General features: G+C 61.2%; 9 protein-coding genes and 1 rRNA gene. 5 read left to right on the forward strand and 5 right to left on the reverse strand.

What is annotated here, in order from left to right:
- Positions 1–92, forward strand: a 5S ribosomal RNA gene (rrf, locus tag ACJ8PE_RS17470); the annotation flags it as partial.
- A gap of 178 nt (positions 93–270) precedes the next feature.
- On the opposite strand, the gene actP is transcribed toward rrf, so the two are convergent.
- The 3 genes from actP to acs form a co-directional block, all read right to left on the reverse strand.
- Positions 271–1,923, reverse strand: a complete 1,653-nt coding sequence (actP, locus tag ACJ8PE_RS17475; protein WP_004930048.1) for a cation/acetate symporter ActP — start codon at positions 1,921–1,923, stop codon at positions 271–273.
- Positions 1,920–2,231, reverse strand: coding sequence for a DUF485 domain-containing protein (locus ACJ8PE_RS17480; protein ID WP_004930047.1), 312 nt, complete (start codon positions 2,229–2,231; stop codon positions 1,920–1,922). Before ACJ8PE_RS17480 ends, actP begins: the two co-directional genes overlap by 4 nt.
- A gap of 91 nt (positions 2,232–2,322) precedes the next feature.
- Positions 2,323–4,281, reverse strand: coding sequence for an acetate--CoA ligase (acs, locus tag ACJ8PE_RS17485; RefSeq protein WP_033652607.1), 1,959 nt, complete (start codon positions 4,279–4,281; stop codon positions 2,323–2,325).
- A 901-nt stretch (positions 4,282–5,182) separates the two neighbouring features.
- On the opposite strand from acs, the gene gltP reads away from it, so the two are divergent.
- Both gltP and ACJ8PE_RS17495 read left to right on the forward strand, forming a co-directional pair.
- Positions 5,183–6,499: a glutamate/aspartate:proton symporter GltP gene (gene gltP, locus ACJ8PE_RS17490; RefSeq protein WP_197793686.1), complete on the forward strand. Its 1,317-nt coding sequence runs from the start codon at positions 5,183–5,185 to the stop codon at positions 6,497–6,499.
- A gap of 274 nt (positions 6,500–6,773) precedes the next feature.
- Positions 6,774–8,117, forward strand: coding sequence for a condensation domain-containing protein (locus ACJ8PE_RS17495; RefSeq protein ID WP_042783479.1), 1,344 nt, complete (start codon positions 6,774–6,776; stop codon positions 8,115–8,117).
- Positions 8,118–8,159: 42 nt separating this feature from the next.
- Here the strand turns inward: ACJ8PE_RS17495 and ACJ8PE_RS17500 are convergent, their stop codons facing one another.
- Positions 8,160–11,255: an amino acid adenylation domain-containing protein gene (locus ACJ8PE_RS17500; protein ID WP_197793688.1), complete on the reverse strand. Its 3,096-nt coding sequence runs from the start codon at positions 11,253–11,255 to the stop codon at positions 8,160–8,162.
- 64 nt (positions 11,256–11,319) lie between these two features.
- Positions 11,320–12,930, reverse strand: coding sequence for a condensation domain-containing protein (locus tag ACJ8PE_RS17505; RefSeq protein WP_197760357.1), 1,611 nt, complete (start codon positions 12,928–12,930; stop codon positions 11,320–11,322).
- 535 nt (positions 12,931–13,465) lie between these two features.
- On the opposite strand from ACJ8PE_RS17505, the gene ACJ8PE_RS17510 reads away from it, so the two are divergent.
- Positions 13,466–15,559 carry a TonB-dependent receptor gene (locus ACJ8PE_RS17510; protein ID WP_033641581.1) on the forward strand — a complete coding sequence of 698 codons (2,094 nt, stop codon included), beginning with the start codon at positions 13,466–13,468 and terminating at the stop codon, positions 15,557–15,559.
- Positions 15,560–15,637: 78 nt separating this feature from the next.
- The gene (locus ACJ8PE_RS17515) at positions 15,638–18,547 is read left to right on the forward strand and encodes a condensation domain-containing protein (protein ID WP_197797932.1); all 2,910 of its coding nucleotides are present in this window, start codon (positions 15,638–15,640) and stop codon (positions 18,545–18,547) included.
- Positions 18,548–18,549 lie beyond the last annotated feature (2 nt).

Consider the following 18,549-nt stretch of genomic DNA (forward strand, 5'->3'; position numbering starts at 1 on the left):
CCACCTGACCCCATGCCGAACTCAGAAGTGAAACGCCGTAGCGCCGATGGTAGTGTGGGGTCTCCCCATGCGAGAGTAGGACACTGCCAGGCATCAAATAAAGCCGAAAGCCCTGAACTAACGTTCAGGGCTTTTTGCTATGCGTAAAACGTAAAAAAGCGCAGCTACGCTGCGCTGCTTTCTCCTCCTTCTTCTCCGTCAGCGAGCCAGAGAAAAGGCCCCGAAGGGCCTTTGATTAGGGTGTGTTTGCTTTTTTCACTTATTATTCGGTCAATGCGAGCTGCCCTGAGAAATGCCCAGCCCGGTTTGCGAACGAACAAACTGCGCCCGGAAGCGTTCCCGCTCTTGCTGCCCGGCCAGTGAGCTGTCGGTGATCGAGAACAGCCAGGTGCCGACAAAGGCCACGATCATCGAGAACAGCGCCGGGTATTCGTACGGGTAAATCGGTTTCTCATGGCCGAGGATCTGCACCCAGATCGTCGGGCCGAGGATCATCAGAATCACTGCCGTCAGCAGGCCTAACCAGCCGCCAATCATCGCGCCGCGGGTCGTCAAACGCGACCAGTACATCGACAGGATGATGATAGGGAAGTTACAGCTGGCGGCGATGGAGAACGCCAGCCCGACCATAAAGGCGATATTCTGCTTCTCGAACAAAATCCCCAGGGCAATGGCGACCAGGCCTAATACCACGACGGTGATCTTGGAGACCTTCAGCTCATCGCGCTCGGTCGCCTTGCCGTTTTTAATCACGCTGGCGTACAGATCGTGGGACACGGCCGAGGCGCCGGCCAGCGTCAGGCCTGCAACCACCGCCAGAATGGTGGCGAACGCCACCGCCGAGATAAAGCCGAGGAAGAAGTTGCCGCCAACGGCATTGGCCAGATGCACTGCCGCCATGTTGGTGCCGCCCAGCAACGCGCCGGTGGCATCTTTGAACGCCGGATTGGCGCTGACCAGCAAGATGGCGCCGAAGCCGATGATAAAGGTCAGAATATAGAAGTAACCGATAAAGCCGGTGGCGTAGAACACGCTCTTGCGCGCTTCCTTGGCGTCACTCACGGTGAAGAAACGCATCAGGATGTGCGGCAGACCGGCGGTGCCGAACATCAGCGCCAGGCCAAGCGACAGCGCGGAAATCGGATCGGACACCAGCCCGCCGGGGCTCATGATGGCGATGCCTTTCGGATGCACCTTCACCGCTTCGGCGAACAGGGTATTGAAGTCGAAGTTAACCGACTTCATCACCATCAGCGCCATAAAGCTGGCGCCGGCCAGCAGCAGCACCGCTTTGATGATCTGCACCCAGGTGGTGGCCAGCATGCCGCCGAACAGCACGTACAGCACCATCAGGATACCGACCAGGATCACCGCCACATGGTAGTTGAGCCCAAACAGCAGCTGGATCAGCTTGCCGGCGCCGACCATCTGCGCGATCAGATACAACGCCACCACCACCAACGAGCCGCAGGCCGAGAGGGTACGGATCGGTTTCTGCTGCAGACGGTAAGAGGCTACATCGGCGAAGGTATAGCGGCCGAGATTACGCAGGCGTTCCGCGATCAGGAACAGAATGATCGGCCAGCCGATGAGGAAGCCGATGGAGTAGATCAGGCCGTCATAGCCCGAGGTATAGACCAGTGCGGAGATGCCGAGGAACGAGGCGGCGGACATGAAGTCGCCGGCGATCGCCAGCCCGTTTTGCAGACCGGTGATGCGCCCGCCCGCAGTGTAGTAGTCCTGACGGGAACGGGTGCGTTTGGAGGCCCAATAGGTGATGTAGAGCGTGGCGCCGACAAACAGGATAAACATCACAATCGCCTGGATGTTCAGCGGCTGACGATGCACCTCGCCGCCAATGGCGTCGGCGCAGGCCAGGCCCGGCAGCAACAGCAGCGCGGCGGCGGACAATAAGCGCTTCATTGTTTCACCTCGCGCAGAATCTCTGCGGTGAGGCGATCGAATTCGCCGTTGGCGCGGAACACATAGATCCCGGTCAAGACGAAAGAGATCACGATCAGCCCGACGCCGACCGGGATCCCGCGGGTAATGGTCGATCCGGCGGCGATCGGCGTGCCGAGCCATTGGGGATCGAAGGCGATCAACAAAATGAAGCCGACGTACAGCGCCAGCGTAATCAGCGAAAGCAGCCAGGCGAACCGGCCGCGTTTTCTAACCAGCTCTTTAAAGCGCGGGTTTTCTTCAATCCCTTGATAAATGGTGTCATTCATCAGAGTGTCTCCAGTAGGTATTGATAGAGTACGCCGCGCCAGGGCCGCTCAACGGCGCGTTATCCGAATGAGCGGCCTGAAGCGGCGTAAATTATGACGGCACTTTCATTGATTGTTTTTCTTCCAACAGCTTGTCGACTACAGCCGGATCCGCCAGCGTGGAGGTATCCCCCAGGTTGCTGGTGTCGCCGGCGGCAATTTTGCGCAGGATACGCCGCATGATCTTGCCGGAGCGCGTTTTGGGCAGCGAGTCTGTCCAGTGCAGCACGTCCGGCGTGGCGATCGGCCCTATCTCTTTGCGCACCCAGTTGCGCACTTCGGCATAGAGCTCCGGCGTCGGTTCTTCGCCGTGGTTCAGCGTGATATAGGCGTAGATCGCCTGGCCTTTGATGTTATGAGGAATGCCGACCACCGCCGCTTCGGCGATTTTCGGGTGAGATACCAGCGCGGACTCGATCTCGGCGGTGCCCAAACGGTGGCCGGAGACGTTCAGCACGTCATCGACGCGGCCGGTGATCCAGTAGTAACCGTCCTCGTCGCGGCGGGCGCCGTCGCCGCTGAAATACATGCCTTTGAAGGTCGAGAAGTAGGTTTGCTCGAAGCGGTCATGATCGCCGAACAGGGTGCGCGCCTGGCCCGGCCAGGAATCGACGATCACCAGGTTGCCTTCGCAGGCGCCTTCCTGTGGCGTGCCGACATTATCGACCAGCGCCGGCTGTACGCCGAAGAAAGGCCGCGTGGCGGAACCGGCCTTCAGCTCGGTGGCGCCCGGCAGCGGGGTAATCATGAAGCCGCCGGTTTCGGTTTGCCACCAGGTGTCGACGATCGGGCATTTGGCGTTGCCTATCTTGTTGTAGTACCACTCCCAGGCTTCCGGGTTGATCGGTTCGCCGACCGAGCCCATGATGCGCAGCGAATCGCGCCGGGTGCCTTCGATCGCCTTGTCGCCTTCGGCCATCAGGGCACGAATGGCGGTCGGCGCGGTATACAGAATGTTGACCTGGTGTTTGTCTATCACCTGCGACAGACGATTGACGCCCGGATAGTTAGGTACGCCTTCGAACATCAGCGTGGTGGCGCCGCAGGCCAGCGGGCCGTACAGCAGATAGCTGTGACCGGTGACCCAGCCGACGTCGGCGGTGCACCAGTAAATGTCGCCGTCGTGATAGTCGAACACATACTTAAAGGTCATCGCGGCGTACACCAGGTAGCCGCCAGTGGTGTGCAGCACGCCTTTTGGCTTGCCGGTCGAGCCGGAGGTGTACAGGATAAACAGCGGATCTTCGGCGTTCACTTCTTCCGGAGGGCAATCGGCGGAAACGCCCTGGGTCAGCTCATGCCACCACAGATCGCGCCCTTCCTGCCAGTAACCCGGTTTGCCGGTGCGCTGGAACACCACGACGTTGGCCACGCTGACCACGCCGGGGTTTTTCAGCGCATCGTCGACGTTCTTTTTCAGCGGCACGGCGCGGCCGGCGCGCAGGCCTTCATCGGCGGTGATCACCAGTTTGGCGTTGGAGTCGATAATGCGCCCGGCGACCGCTTCCGGTGAGAAGCCGCCGAAGATCACCGAATGTACGGCGCCGATGCGGGCGCAGGCCAGCATCGCGACCGCCGCTTCCGGCACCATCGGCATATAGATAGCCACCACGTCGCCTTTTTTCACGCCGAGCTTTTTCAGCACGTTGGCGAATTGGCAGACATCATGGTGCAGCTGTTTGTAGGTCACTTTCTTGGATTGGGTCGGGTCATCGCCTTCCCAGATAATGGCGGTCTGGTCGCCGCGCTCGGCCAAATGACGGTCCAGGCAGTTGGCCGCCAGGTTCAACGTGCCGTCTTCAAACCAACGGATGCTGACGTGGCCCGGATCGAACGAGGTGTTTTTGACTTTGGTATAGGGTTTGATCCAGTCCAGGATTTTGCCATGCTCACCCCAGAAAGCTTCTGGGTCTTGAACCGACTGTTGATAATACTGTTGGTATTGTGCCGGATTAATCAGGGCGCGTTCTGCAATTGCAGAAGGAATAGCGTGTTTATGCAGTTGGCTCATAGCTTTTCTCCTTGAAGTTGTTAATGATATGTCAACTGAAGGTTAAGTATAGTTTGCTACGATTCTTTGTTTCTTTTTTGCGCGGCAGATCACGCAACAAAGATATTGATTTGTAATAGTTCTGTCGCATTTGCAGTACGTATCTATCTATTTGGCGTTTAAATCATCATAAACCCGCTTTTTTAGCCAAAAACACTTATCTAAAGAACAAAAAAGAATAAACAAAGGCGAGGGTATTTGCCTTGCGCTTAATAAGGGTGGGAGAGACCGACATTATTTCGCGCTATAAATCTTTTTTGATTATTTTTCGCTATTAATATTCGAAGTTGGTATTAACGCGATATAACGATGGACGGCACATCGTGAAATAACGTTCTATTAACGTTTAATTCCTGATGAAAACTCGGGAAATACCGTGTGGCATTCATCCTGCTGAATTGTTCGATTTTTAATCGGAATATAAAACGGCGCTGCATTTATGGGTGAAAATGTCACTCGGCCAATTCCCATTTATTTGACTTTTGAGTAACAAAATATAAACATTTGATGCGGACTAAATATGCAGAATGGACGAAAAATAACGCATTTTAATCGCGTTCAAAAAAACGTCGCCGTCGCGGTTATGTGCTTCATTATATGAAAAATTATGTTTTTAATAACAAGCAATTATGCCATTTGAAATAGTTACGCGAATTTTTTGTGATTCGATTCAGCGCTCAACCCTGACAAATCAAGGCTTGCAGAGCATGCCGCCCGGATGATACAGATTTATACTGCGTCGCACCCAGGGCAGGTGAACGCTTCCACTGAATTAACATAAGCCTGTAATAAATGATTAAGTATTCTTTTCGCCGTGTTGCGACTTTGTACGGCGCAAAGAGTCTTTGAGGACTTTTTGGGTATGAAAAGTGTAAAAATTAGCCTGGCTTGGCAAATCCTGATCGCGTTGGTGCTGGGTATTATTGTTGGCGCGGTATTGCACAACCAGACCGAATCTCGTGAGTGGCTGGTGATCAATATTCTCAGCCCGGCGGGTGATATCTTTATTCGTCTGATTAAGATGATTGTGGTGCCGATCGTTATTTCCACGCTGATCGTCGGTATTGCCGGCGTGGGGGATGCGAAAAAGCTGGGCCGCATCGGATTGAAAACCATTATTTACTTCGAAGTGATCACCACGATCGCCATCGTGGTGGGGCTCACCTTGGCCAACGTCTTCCAACCGGGCCACGGCATCGATATGTCGACGCTGACCACGGTGGACATTTCGCAGTATGAGAAAACCACCGAACAGGTGCAAAGCGGTTCGCACAGCCTGGTGGCGACCATTCTGTCGCTGATCCCGTCGAACGTCTTCTCGTCGATGGCCAAGGGCGACATGCTGCCGATTATCTTCTTCTCGGTGCTGTTCGGTCTGGGGCTGTCGTCGTTGCCGAAAGAGACCAAAGAGCCGCTGCTGAAGGTCTTCAAGGCCGTGTCCGAGAGCATGTTCAAAGTCACCCACATGATCATGCGCTATGCGCCGATCGGGGTGTTTGGTCTGATTTCGGTCACGGTGGCGAACTTCGGTTTCGCTTCGCTGCTGCCGTTGGCCAAGCTGGTGGTGCTGGTGTACTTCGCCATCGCGTTCTTCGCCCTGGTGGTGCTGGGGGCGGTCGCTCGGCTGTGCAACCTGCGCATCTGGACGCTGATCCGCATCCTGAAAGACGAACTGATCCTGGCTTATTCCACCGCCAGTTCGGAAACGGTGCTGCCGCGCATCATCGAAAAGATGGAGGCTTACGGCGCGCCCAAGTCGATCACCAGTTTCGTGGTGCCGACCGGTTACTCCTTTAATTTGGATGGTTCGACGCTGTACCAGAGCATCGCCGCCATCTTTATCGCCCAGCTGTACGGCATCGAGCTGTCGTTGGGGCAGGAGATCGTGCTGGTGCTGACGCTGATGGTGACCTCGAAAGGGATCGCCGGCGTGCCGGGCGTCTCGTTCGTGGTGCTGCTGGCGACGTTGGGCAGCGTCGGCATTCCGCTGGAAGGCCTGGCGTTTATCGCCGGCGTGGACCGTATCCTGGATATGGCGCGCACCGCGCTGAACGTCGTGGGCAACGCGCTGGCGGTACTGGTTATCGCCAAGTGGGAGCACCAGTTCGATCGCAAGAAGGCGCTGGCCTACGAAACGGAGTTCCTGGCGCAGAAGGTGAAGCCGGCCAATCAAGGCTAATCACCGGCTAGCGGGATATGAAAACGCCCCGGGCATCCGTGCCCGGGGCGTTTTGTTTTTATGCCCTTTCAGCCTGCCACTTTCTTTTCTCTGCCCCCGCTGCGTCGCTTGCATCCCCGCTTAACAGAATCTAAAGTGTTACCAAATTATTTGAAATGATAATAAATGTTATTATCATTTTCATTTGATGATGTATGGAGACACACAAAAGCCGTTGAACGGCGGGGTATCGCCCGTTCGGCGCTTTTATTCAGGCTTATCAAAGGTAGGTAACATGTCGGACACCGCTTTGGCCTCTGAATGGTTGCCGCTGGCGCCAGCGCAGCTTGATTTCTGGGAAGAATACACCTTGCACCCTGGGCAGACCTTATCCACCGTCGCCCATTGCACCGAACTGTGCGGCGCAATAGAGGAAGCGGCGCTCTGCCGGGCGATCGCCGCCACCCTCGCCGAGACGCAGGCGTTTGCCCTGCGCTTTGGCGAACGGCGTGGCGACCATCCTCCGCCGCTACGGCACGAGCCACAGCGCATACCGTCATTGCAACGTATCGATCTGCAAACGCATCGCGATCCCTGGCAGGCGGCGCAAAGCCTGATGCACGAGGATATCGCGCAGCACCGGGCGTTGCACCGCGAACCGTTAGCCGCCGCCTGGCTGCTGAAGCTGGGACCGGAGCGTTACCTCTGGTACGTGCGTGCGCACCATATTCTGGTCGACGGTTTCGGCATGGCGCTAATCGAACACCGCTGCGCCGCGCTATATGCGCACTACCTCGGCCAGGGGAGCGCGGGCATCCCTTTGGGTGCTTTCGCCCCCTTTCAACAGGCCGAGTTGGCCTACGTCGATTCTGAACGCTGCGAGCGCGATCGGCGCTTTTGGCAGGCCTATCTGCCGCCGTCGCAGGCGCTGCCGACGGTGCGTAAGGGGGGCGGGGAGTATGGCGTGCGACGCCTGAGCGTCAACCGTCGGTTGCCGACAGAAGTCGCGCAACGTCTGGCGCAGCAGTCGGAACGCAGTGGCATCAATTGGCCCGACTTGCTGGTGGCGCTGTCGGCGGCCTGGCTGTTTCAGGTCATGCCGCGCCACGTCCGGCAGGGCGATGCGTTGCCGATGTGGATGCCAGCGATGAATCGCCGCGGGCAAGCCGCCACCAACGTCCCTTCGCTGGCGGTTAATACCCTGCCGCTGCTGGTATCGCCGTCGCCAATGGAGACGCTGGGGAGCTTTCTGACCACCCTGACGCAGCAGCTGCGCGAGCTGCGCAGCCACGCCGGCTATCGTCTGCGTCAATTGGCCGCCGATCGCGGCGTGGATCCGAACTCGCGCTTCTTTATTTCTCCCTTCATCAACGTGCAACCCTTCGACGCGCCCCGTTTTGTCGGCTGTCGCGGCGCCCGGCGCGTATTGGCCGGGGGCTCGGGCGACGGTTTCAACCTGACGTATCGCGGCCGCACCGACGCCCGCGATCTGCAGGTGGATATCGACATTTATCTGGAACAGTTCCCGACGGAGGATGCGCTGGACTATGGCGAGGCGCTGCAAGAATTTCTGCTGCGCGCGCTGCAGCGGGAAGCCTGGGAACAACCGCTCGCGGCCCTGACGGCATTGCCCGCCTGATAACCTGCGGGCGGGGGATATCCCCGCCCGAGTGATGTGGCTTCAGCTGGTCAGTAACGCCGCCACTTCGCGCGCATTCTTGCACGGCAAGAGCGCACTGCTCACCAGCCGGGTGCCGAAAGCGTCATTGAGGCGCTCCGCCACCTGTTTGATATGCGGCAGCTTCAGCCCCATGGCGATAAATGCCGTCTCTTCTCCCCATTCCGGGCGCGGCGTCACGCCGATCGCCTGCCAATAGATGGTCAGGATCTCTGCGCTGCGCGCCAAAGGCGCGTTCGGCGGCGGGGCTGCGCAGGCGTTCAGCGCCGGCGCGGTTTGCCGCTGGCTCAGGTCGGCGCGGATGCGATGGCGGTCGGTTTTGCCGTTGGCAGACAGCGGCAGCGCCTCGGCGTGGATAAAGCGAGTGGGAATATGGGTACAGGGCAGATAGCCGGTGGCGAAGGCGCGGATCTCGGACAGCGGCAGCGGCTTGCCGTCGCGGGTCAGATACAGGGCGCCGAGCGCCGCCTCGTTGTTTTCTCCGCTGGGATAATCCACCACCACCATATCCCGGATCGCCGGATGGCGGCGCAGCACGTCTTCGATTTCCGGCAGCGAGACGCGCACGCCGCGGATCTTCACATAGCCGTTCACCCGGGTGGCGAACATGATGTTGCCGTCCGGACGGTAATAGCCCTGATCGCCGGTACGGAAAGCGCGCAGCGGCTGCCCGTCCGGCCCTGCGAGGGTGACGAAGTCGTGCTGCTTCAGCTCCCCCTGCTCCAGGTAGCCCAACGCCAGGTTGACCCCGGCGGTATGGATGCGGCCGACCACGCCGGCCGGGCAGTGGCTGCCGTCGTCATGGCAGATGAAATAGCGGTTGGCCGGCAGCGGGCGGCCGTAAGGCACGGTGCCGCTCTCCTGCGGGGCGATCGGGTGCCAGATGCTCCAGATGGTGGTTTCGGTCGGCCCGCCGAGTGAGAACAGAGTGAGATCCGGGCGCAGAGTGCGCAGGGTTTGCACCGTCGCTGGCTTTATGTAGTCGCCACCCTGCGCCACCAGGCGCAGCGAGCGCAGGCTGTCGGCCGTTTTACAGGTGAGCAGCATCTCCAGAATGGCGGGCACCGAGCACCACAGGCTGACCCGATGTTTTTCCACCAACTGGTTCCAACTGATGGCGTCTTTTTCCTGATGCGGCGCCGGCAGTACCAGCGTGGCGCCGGCGCACAGCGAACCGAACAGATCGAACATCGACATGTCATGGTGCGGCGGCGTCACGGAAATAAAGACGTCGTCGGCGGTGACTCTCCAGCGCTGTTGGGTTTGGTGCACGACGTTGGCGGTGGCGCGGTTGTTGAGCACCACGCACTTGGGTTTACCGGTGGTGCCGGAGGTATACAGGTAATAGCTCGCGGCCTGGCTGGCGCTGCGTTCCGTCAATGCCTGTTCATCCGGCAGCGCGCGCGCGCGATCCGTCGGCGTCAGCAGGGTCGCCGGCGTCACGCCGATCGGCGTCTCCAGATCGCCGCCGTGCACCACCAGCGTCGGCCGGCAGTTCTCCAGCAGGTAGGCGGTGCGCTCCGGCGGCGAGTTGATGTCGACAGGCACCCAGATCACCCCCTGCAGGGCGCAGGCGAGGCTGAAGATGATCTGTTCCGGGCTGCGCGGCAAATACAGCGCCACCACGTTGCCCGGCTGTACGCCGTGGCTCTGCAGGTTGGCGATCGCCGTGGCGATCCGCCGGCCCAGCTCGCGATAGGTCAGCGTCTGCTCGCCGCAGATCAGCGCGTTGCCGCCGTTATGCGCGCCGAACAGCCGCTCGGCCAGCTGCGCCAGATAAGGATAAGGCGCGTAATTCGCTTCGCTGTCGTTGTGGCGGTAATGCGCCAGATCGATGAAATCTCGTGGGGCGATCGCCAGATCGGCGCGTTGGCAACTGTGCAGGATGCGCCGCTGCAAGGCCGCCAGCATGGCCGCTACCTGCTCGCCGTGCAGCGCCTGCTCGGCGTAATCCACGCACAGCTGCAGGTTTTTTTCGCTGTCCAGCGTCAGGCGAATGTCGATGGCGACCTGCGGCGTTTGGGTCAGGCCGTCGTGGAAGCGCACCGGCGCCTCGGCCGGCAGCGTTTCCCAACCCAGACAGTTGGTCAGGATCACCGGCAGCGCCGGGCCGCCCTGGCTTTGGCCGAGCAACTGACGCGCCAGATCGACGCCGGAAAACGCCAGGTGATCGAGCGCACCGAGCACATCGTCCTGCAAGGCTTGCGCGCGCTGGATAAAGTCTTCGCCATAGCGCGAATAGCGCACCGCCACGAAGCTGGAGGCGTTGCCCAGCGCACCGTCGGCGGCGGGGAACGCCACCGGCACCCCGACGCACAGCTCCCCGTCGGTGGTCCAGTGGGCCAGCGTATCGAGGATCAGCGCCGAGAGCAGGCTGTTGCGCAGCAGCGCATGCGGCGATCCCAGGCGGCCGAGTTGTTTGACCGTGTCGTGCGGCAGCGTCAGGGTGGCGCGGCGATAGCGTGATGCGGTGAGATTGGCGAGCGGGGCGCGCCACGGCAACGCCGACGGGGTGGTGACATCCTGCAGCTTCTCGCGCCAGTAGGCGGCATCGGCCTGGCGTTGCGCCGCCGATGCCGCAGGGGGCGGCAGCGCGGCGGCGGTCGGCGTCAGAGGGCGATCGTCGAACAGGCGCGCGATCACGGCGGAGATCCCCTGGCCGTCGAGGATCAAGGCATCAAAGCTGGTAAAGATCAGCGTATCGTACGGCGATCCTGTCGGATCCTGCTGTTCGGCAAGTTGGATCACGGCGATGCGCCACAGCGGTTGGCTCGGATCGTGGCGCTGGTGGGAGTAACGCTCGCGCAGTTGTTCCGTCTGGCGCTGCGCCGCTTCGTCATCCAGCGAGCGCAGGTCGTGGCGATCCAGATGCAGCGTGATTTCCGGGCGCACGTGCTGCGTGCCGCGCTGCACATCGATGCAGGTGCGCAACGCCGGGTAGTGCTGTACCAGCTCGGCCAGGCGCGCTTCAAGGCGCAGCACATCCCGCTGCCGGGCGCGGTATTCGCGGAAGTCGTGCATCGCCACGCCGCCGAGCGGCCATCGATCGCTGCGGCCGAGAAGATAGGCCTGCTGCAGTGCGGTTAATGGTGTCTCCATGGTGCTTCCCTATAGTCGCTAACCGATTAAAACGTGCCGGACGTCGCGCGCCCGGAAACCGATCTCAGTGCTGCGGCGCCAGCGCGGCGAGCAGCGTTTTCGCATGCCGTCCTGCCTCGGGCGAGCGTTGGCAGATCAATGCCGCCAGCGCCGCCGGAGAGGGATGCGCCGCCAGATCCTGCGCCGTCAGCGCCGCCGCCAGATATTTGTTGAGCACCGTTAGCAGCGCGTTCACCCCAGCATCCGGCAGGGCCAAGCGGTGGATATCGTCGTGGTCGCGCAAGCCGGCCTCGGGAGCCACCCGCGCCAGCAGCCGGTGCAACACCTGGCGCACCGGCGCCTGCTGCGCCAGCGCGTCGGGGGTACACTGCGCCAGCAGTTGCGACAGCGGGCGATCGAACGCCCCCGCTTGCCGTGCGGCCAGGTGCAGCAGCGCCCGGTAACAGGCCAGCAGGCGTGGCAGCGCGTGCTCGGGAAACGCGTCCAGCCGCACGTCCCAGTTGATCAGAATGCCGTCGTCGACGTGGGCGACCTGCGCATCCAGCGCGACCTGCGGCCCCTGAGAGATGACCCAGCCGAGAGGGCCGAAGGTGTTGGCGACCCGTTCGGAAAACAGCGTCTTGCCGCGGATGCCGAAACCGGCGGTAAACACCACCGGCGAAGGCTGCAGGCTGCCGTGCAGGCGTGACAGATCGCGCATCACGCTGACGCCGGGATAATCTGCATGCTCGATCAGCTCCGCCAGCTGCGCCATCAGGCGTTGGCAGAAGGTGTTCAGGTTTTCCGTCGGGTTCAATTCCACGCCGAGCAATACCAGATTAGAGAAGTCGCCGACGAGGCGATGCGCGTCTTCCCGTTCGCTCTCGCGGTGGAACAGCGGCACGTTGAGCCGGAAGCGCGTCATGTTCCAACCCTGGCCGACGGCCAGCGCGAACAGCGCCAGAAACAGCGTCGAGAGGGAGGTGTGGTGCCGCTTGGCCACGCTCTCCAGCGCGCGGCTTTCTTCTGCATTCAACTGGATGGCCAAACGATCGCTGCGGCAGCGATCCGGCGTGCGCAGCAGGCGCGGCGCCGGCGGCACCTGCGCCAGGCGATCACGCCACCAACGCTGGCCGCGTTCGCGCCGCTGGCGCAGCGCCTCGTCGGCGTTGCGTCGTTCGAGGTGATCGAAGTAGGCCGGCGGCGCGTCATGGGAGGGCGCCGCCGGACACTGGTGATAAAACGCCGTCAGATCCTCCATCAGCAGGCGAAAGCTCATGGCATCGCCGGCGATCATGTCGAGATCGACGTGCAAGCGGCTGCGCCCTTCCGGCAGCAGGCTCAGGCTGATATCGCAGGGAACGCCCTGTTCCAGCGGCAGCAGCTGGGTGCTTTTCGCCTGGCGTTTGGCGTCGAGCGCGGCCGCCAGCGTCGCTTCATCGGCGTGTCGCCAGTCGTCGAGATGCAAGGTATGCCGGGGACTGGGGGGCGCGATCGTCTGTTGGCCATCGTCGGTAATGCGCAGGCGCAGCAGCGGATGATGCAGGTACAACATCTCTACGGCCTGGCGGAGCCGAGCGGCATCCAGCTCGCCGCCGTCGAACTCCGCATACAGGTGGGCGGCCATGCCGCCCAGAGGGGGAGCGGACTGTCGGCCTACCCAATAGGCGGCCTGCATCGTGGTTAACGCTTTCATCGGGTATCCATTTTGATTCAGCCAACGAGACTGCAAGAATATATCCAAATGTTAATAGGAATGAAAATTATTATTATTTGATCCATTTGGCGCATGGGTGCTATCTATAAGGCGTTTTAGCAATACTGAGCAGAGAGGGCGTTGGGCGTGAGTAATTTATCTATATTATTCTTAGCATTGAAATGATTGCTTGTTATTGCAGCGCTCGTTTTTCCTGCGAAAGTATAAGGGTTTCTGGCAGTTATCTTGTCAGGCTTCACACCTTTATTGATAATGATTTGCATTAGAAAATGCAAAATATTATCATTCTTAACATTATTTTACGTTTTTATACAAGCTGCCGGCCGCTCCGCCGGCGGCTTGGCCGTGGACGGGGCCGCGCCCGTTCGGCCGCGAAAGGCATGGGTTTGCCGCAGGGATAAGCAACAGCAAGGCCGGGAAGGCCGCAGCGTCATGATCTGTGTGAGTGTCGATGTAGGTTGTGTAAAAAAAAATCAAATTTTGTGCACCTCTGGGATGAAAGGAGAAGACATCTATGGGCAAGCATTTTGCGGCTCAACGGCATGAAAGCGTAGGAAACGGGGAAAAGGCGGGGTTGAAAGCCATTGGGGCATTTTCCTCCGTATTTTTAGGGGTTTGTTCACTGGCGATCGGTAACGTCAACGCGGCGGAAACGAAGAGCAACGAAACCTACCAGGACGCGGAAACGCTGCTGGTCACCGGTGAGAAGATCAAACGGTCCATTTTCGACACCGGCTCCAGCGTGCAGGTGTTCGACAGCAACCGCATCGCCTCGATGCCCGATGCGGTGCAGATCCCCGATCTGCTGCGCATGACCCCCAACGTGGTGGATTTGGGCATCGGCAACGAACTGCCGACCGTGCGCGGCATCGACGGTTCCGGCCCGAACGTCGGCGCCAACGCTTTCCTCAGCGGCACCCGCCCGCGCCTCAATCTGTCATTGGACGGCCGTTCGCTGACTTATAACGAACAGGCGTTCGGTCCGCAGTCGCTGTGGGATCTGGATCGCGTCGAAGTGTTCCTCGGCCCGCAAAGCTACATCCAGGGGCGCAACGCCATCGCCGGCGCCATCGTCATGGCCAGTAAGGATCCGACCTTCGAGTGGGAAAGCGCCTTCAAGGGCGGGGCCGGCAACCAGCACTCTTCACAGTTGGCGGCCATGGCGTCCGGCCCGCTGGTGGAAGATCAGCTGGCGTTCCGCGTCAGCGTCGATCGCCAGCGCCGCCGCAGCGAAGCCGATCTGCCGGCCTATGCGCCGGTGGGCGATCCGCGCGAAGTGGAAGCCACCACCGCCCGCGCCAAGCTGTTGTTCAACCCGGCCGGCCTGCGCGATCTGACCACCAAGCTGACCTTCAACCACTTCGGCAGCACCGCGCCGCAGAACGAAAGCCTCAACCCTCAGCCGCATCCGACCAACCCGCGCCACGATCCGCGCCGTGCCGTGTTCAAAAGCAACATGAACAGCACCATCTGGGATCTGGCCTGGGAGCAGTCCGACGCACTGACGTTGGAAAACCGCGTTATCTACACCGACTTCAACATCAACCGTCCGACCGCTTACAACATCCAATACGCCGAGATCGACGGCCAGGAAGTTCACGTGGAGCCGGTAGTGCGCTTCGGCGGCGCGGACAGCCGCCTGCACGGGCTGGCGGGGCTGCGTTACTTCCACGGCACGCAGGATGAGTTCGTCAACATCTTCGGCGGCTCGACCTTCAAGGATAAGACCGATACCCATTCGGCGTTCGCCGAGCTGACCTATGCGCTGACGCCGCAGGTGGACGTGACCGCCGCCAGCCGTCTGGAGCGCGAACATCGTCGCCGAGACGGTGGCAGCCAGGCGGTGCGCATCGATTTCGATGAAACCTACACCGTGTTCCTGCCGAAGCTGGACGTGGCCTGGAAACCGACGGATACCCAAACCTACGGCGCCAAGATCGCACGCGGCTATAACGCCGGCGGTGGCGGCATCACGATCGGCACGCCGGTGGTCAGCTACACCTACGGTTCCGAGTATGTCTGGAACTACGAGCTGTACACCCGCCATCACCTGAAAGACGCCAACGTGGTGCTGACGGGTAACATCTTCTACAACGATTATAAAGACATGCAGCTGCCGTACTCGCTGGGCGAGAACTCCAGCGTGATCCGCAACGCCGACAAGGTGGAAACCTACGGCGCGGAAATCGGCGCTACCTGGCAGCCGCGCTGGGATTTCGAACTGTTCGGCAACCTCGGCCTGTTGAAAACTGACATCAAGAAGTTCTCGGGCAGCGGCGTGGAAGGGCATGAGCTGGCGCGCGCGCCGGCTTACACCGCCAATATGGGCGCCAAATATCAGTTCCTGAAAGGGTGGGAGCTGAGCAGCAACGTGGCGTTTACCGACTCCTACTATTCGCAATACGACAACGACTCGCGCGGGCGCATCGGCTCCTATTGGACGGCCAACGCCCAGCTGGCTTACACCTTCGACTACGGTCGCGCCACGCTGTATGCGAAAAACCTGTTTGATTCCGACCGCCGCGAGATGGTCAGAAGCAATGACATTTACACGGCGACTCTCCAGCGAGGCCGCCTGGTCGGCGCAGCGGTTGAGCTGACTTTCTAACGCTATCGCGGTGACGGGGGACGAATGTCCCCCGTTTTATGCGCTATCCCGGCACGGCCGGGCAAAGGAGATAACGCAGTGATCGGTGATTTTGACAGCATTCTGAGCGATGAAGAGGCCCAGCGGCTGGAGAGCGCGTTTCAGGCGCTGGGCGCGGGGGCGGCGAACGGCGAGCGGCCGGTAAGCGAAGCCGAAGAACGGGCATGGTTTGCCCATCTGCAGCAGGGTGACGCACGCGGGCAGCGGGCGCTGGCCTGGCGCCTGACGGGAGAGGTGGATATCGCCCAACTGACGGCGGCGCTGCAGGCGCTGGTGCGGGAAACGCCGGGCGTGAACGTGCATTACGTTTTTGATGACGAAAACGGTCTGATTAAACGCGCCGCCGATTCGGCGCCGTTGCCGGTGAGCCTGCGTCAGGTGGCGGATGAACAACACGCCATGGATTGCCTGCTGCAGGCGCAGGCGGCGCCGTTTGAACTGGAAGGCGAAGCGCCGCTGCGCTTCTTGCTGTTGCTCACGCCGGGCGGTGACGTGATGTTGGGCGCGGTATTGCATGACATCCTGGCGGAAACGCTGCCTTGGCGCCACCTGCCGGCGATGTTGTCCGCCCGTTATAACGGAGATGCGATGCCTCTGCCTTTCGCGGCGGAGCCGGTCGAGCCGCCGGAAACCCCGGAGCCACAGCTGCCCTGGGCGCGCCAGGCGGTCTCGCTGCAGGATTACCGCAGCCCGGCGCAGCGTGTTGAAGCGTTGCCACCGGTGGGCGCGCGCGTGGTCACGCGCATTGCGCGCTTGCTGTTGCCCGCCAACGACACGCCGCGGGCGTTGATGGCGGCGGTGGCGGCGCGTTTTGCCGAGTTCGTCGCCACGCAGGCCGGCGGCCAAGCGGTGCAGCTGTGCGTGCCGGCGGCAGAAACTGCGGAGTGCGTCGGCCTGGAGTTGGGCCTGACGGCAGCGCCGCTGATGCGCCTGACCGTACGTCACGGCGACGGCGATGCCGGGCAACGGCTGCTGGCGCAGACCGTGTCTGAACAGCCGGATCCGCAGCGGGCGCAGCTGCTGGTGGCCTGGCGCGACGATCTGGCTGCAGAGTGGCGGTTGGAAGGCGTTCACGCCGAACGCCTGTTGCTGCCGCCGCTGCATACGCCGTTTGAACTGGCGCTGCTGTTGAGCTCGCCCGAGGCGGAAACGCTGACGCTGGAGCTGGTCACCGATCCGCGTCTGTCTCCGCATGCGGCGCCTTTCCTGCTGGAGCAGTTCAGCGCCTTTCTGGCCGGGCAGCGGATTGCCGTCGCATTGCCGGCGGCTGAGGCCGTTTCCCCGGCGATGGCCGCGCCGGTGGCGAACGGCGACCCGGACGAAAGCGTTGCATCACTGATTTTGCAGGCGTTCCGTGAGGCGCTGGCGGCGCCGGAAATGACCCTGGATGAAGACTTCTTCGATCGCGGCGGCCATTCGCTGGTCGCCACCCGGGTGATCGGCCGCTTGCTGAGCCTGCATCAGATCGAAATCAACATTAACGATCTGTTCAGCCATCCGACGGCGCGCGGGCTGGCGGGGTACGCCAAACGCCTGGACGTCGCGCAGCCGAATGCCGCACTGACGACCGCCGACGATCATGAGCGGGCGCAGGCGCCGCTGTCGTTGGCGCAGGAATCGTTGTGGAAGGTGTATGAAGCCTTTGGTCATGACGAGATCTTCAACCTGCCGTTCTCCCTGCGTTTCTTCGATGAGGTGGATGAAACGGCGCTGCGTCAGGCGTTTATCGACGTCATGACTCGCCATACCGTGCTGCGTTCACGCTTCGTCGAGCAGCAGGGGGAGGTGGTGCAGGTGGTGGTGCCGGCCGCCGAACTGTCGGATTACCAATGGTTCCGCTTCTCTCAGGAAACGCCGGCGGGCAACGCCGCCGCCCTGTTGGCCAACGCCGGCCAGCACCGTTTCGATCTGGCCGCCGAGCTGCCGCTGCGCGTCACGCTGCTGCGCGATGCGGACAACGGCCAGCAGCTGCTGTCGCTGCTGTTCCACCACGTGGTATTGGATGAATGGTCGCTCAACCTGATGATGGATGAGCTGGGCGTCGCCTATCGCCATCGCGTCGTCGGCCAGGCGCCGCAGTGGAGCGGACAGCCGCCGCAGTTCCACACCTTCGCCCGGCAGCAGCGGGCCTCCGGGGTGCAGCAGCAACATCTGGATTACTGGCTCGACGCGCTGCGCGGCGCGCCGGTCGGCCAGCCGATCTTCCGGCAAGAACCGTCCACCCATCCGGCGGTGCCAGCGCCGGCGGACGTCAACGGCGGCTGGCTGGAGTTCGAGGTCGATCCCGCCGTGGCGGAAGGCCTGTATCAGCTCGCTCGCCGCAACAACGCTTCGTTGTTTAACGTAGTGTATGCCGGGATTACCTCGGCGCTGCGCCTGCTGGGCGGCCCGGCGGATCTGCTGGTGGGCACCTCGACCTCCGGCCGTAACGACGCCGAGTTCTTCGATACCGTCGGCTACTTCACCACCGTGGTGGTGCACCGCGTGCGCTTCGACGAAGGGCTGACGGTCGCCGGGTTGGTCAGTCAGGTGAAAAACACCATCAATGGCTCGCTGCCATACACCGACATTCCGATCGACCTGGTGGAAGAAGGGCTGTTCGGCGTGGATGCCGACCGCAAAAACCACATGTTCGAAGTGTTCATCCAGATCCACAGCCGCATCAAGCTGAACGGCGAGTTCCGGCTGCAGGACGGCCGTGCGATCGCCTACCGTCAGGTGGAGCCGGAGAAAGCCGAATCGCTGCTCGGCCTGCAGTTTGAGGTGATGGAAGACGATCTGGCCGGGAAGAAATCCCTGCGGGTGATGATGACCTATCGCCAGGATCACTACAGCAGGGAGCAGGCCACTCTGATCGCCGACGGCGTTCAGCACGTCTTTACCCAGTTTGCGCAGCACATCGCTGGCGATATCGCTCTGGCGGCGCTGCCGCCCGGGCCGCAGGCATGACG

Source organism: Serratia sp. CY74737 (assembly GCF_052166775.1).
Classification (GTDB): Bacteria; Pseudomonadota; Gammaproteobacteria; order Enterobacterales; family Enterobacteriaceae; genus Serratia; species Serratia ureilytica.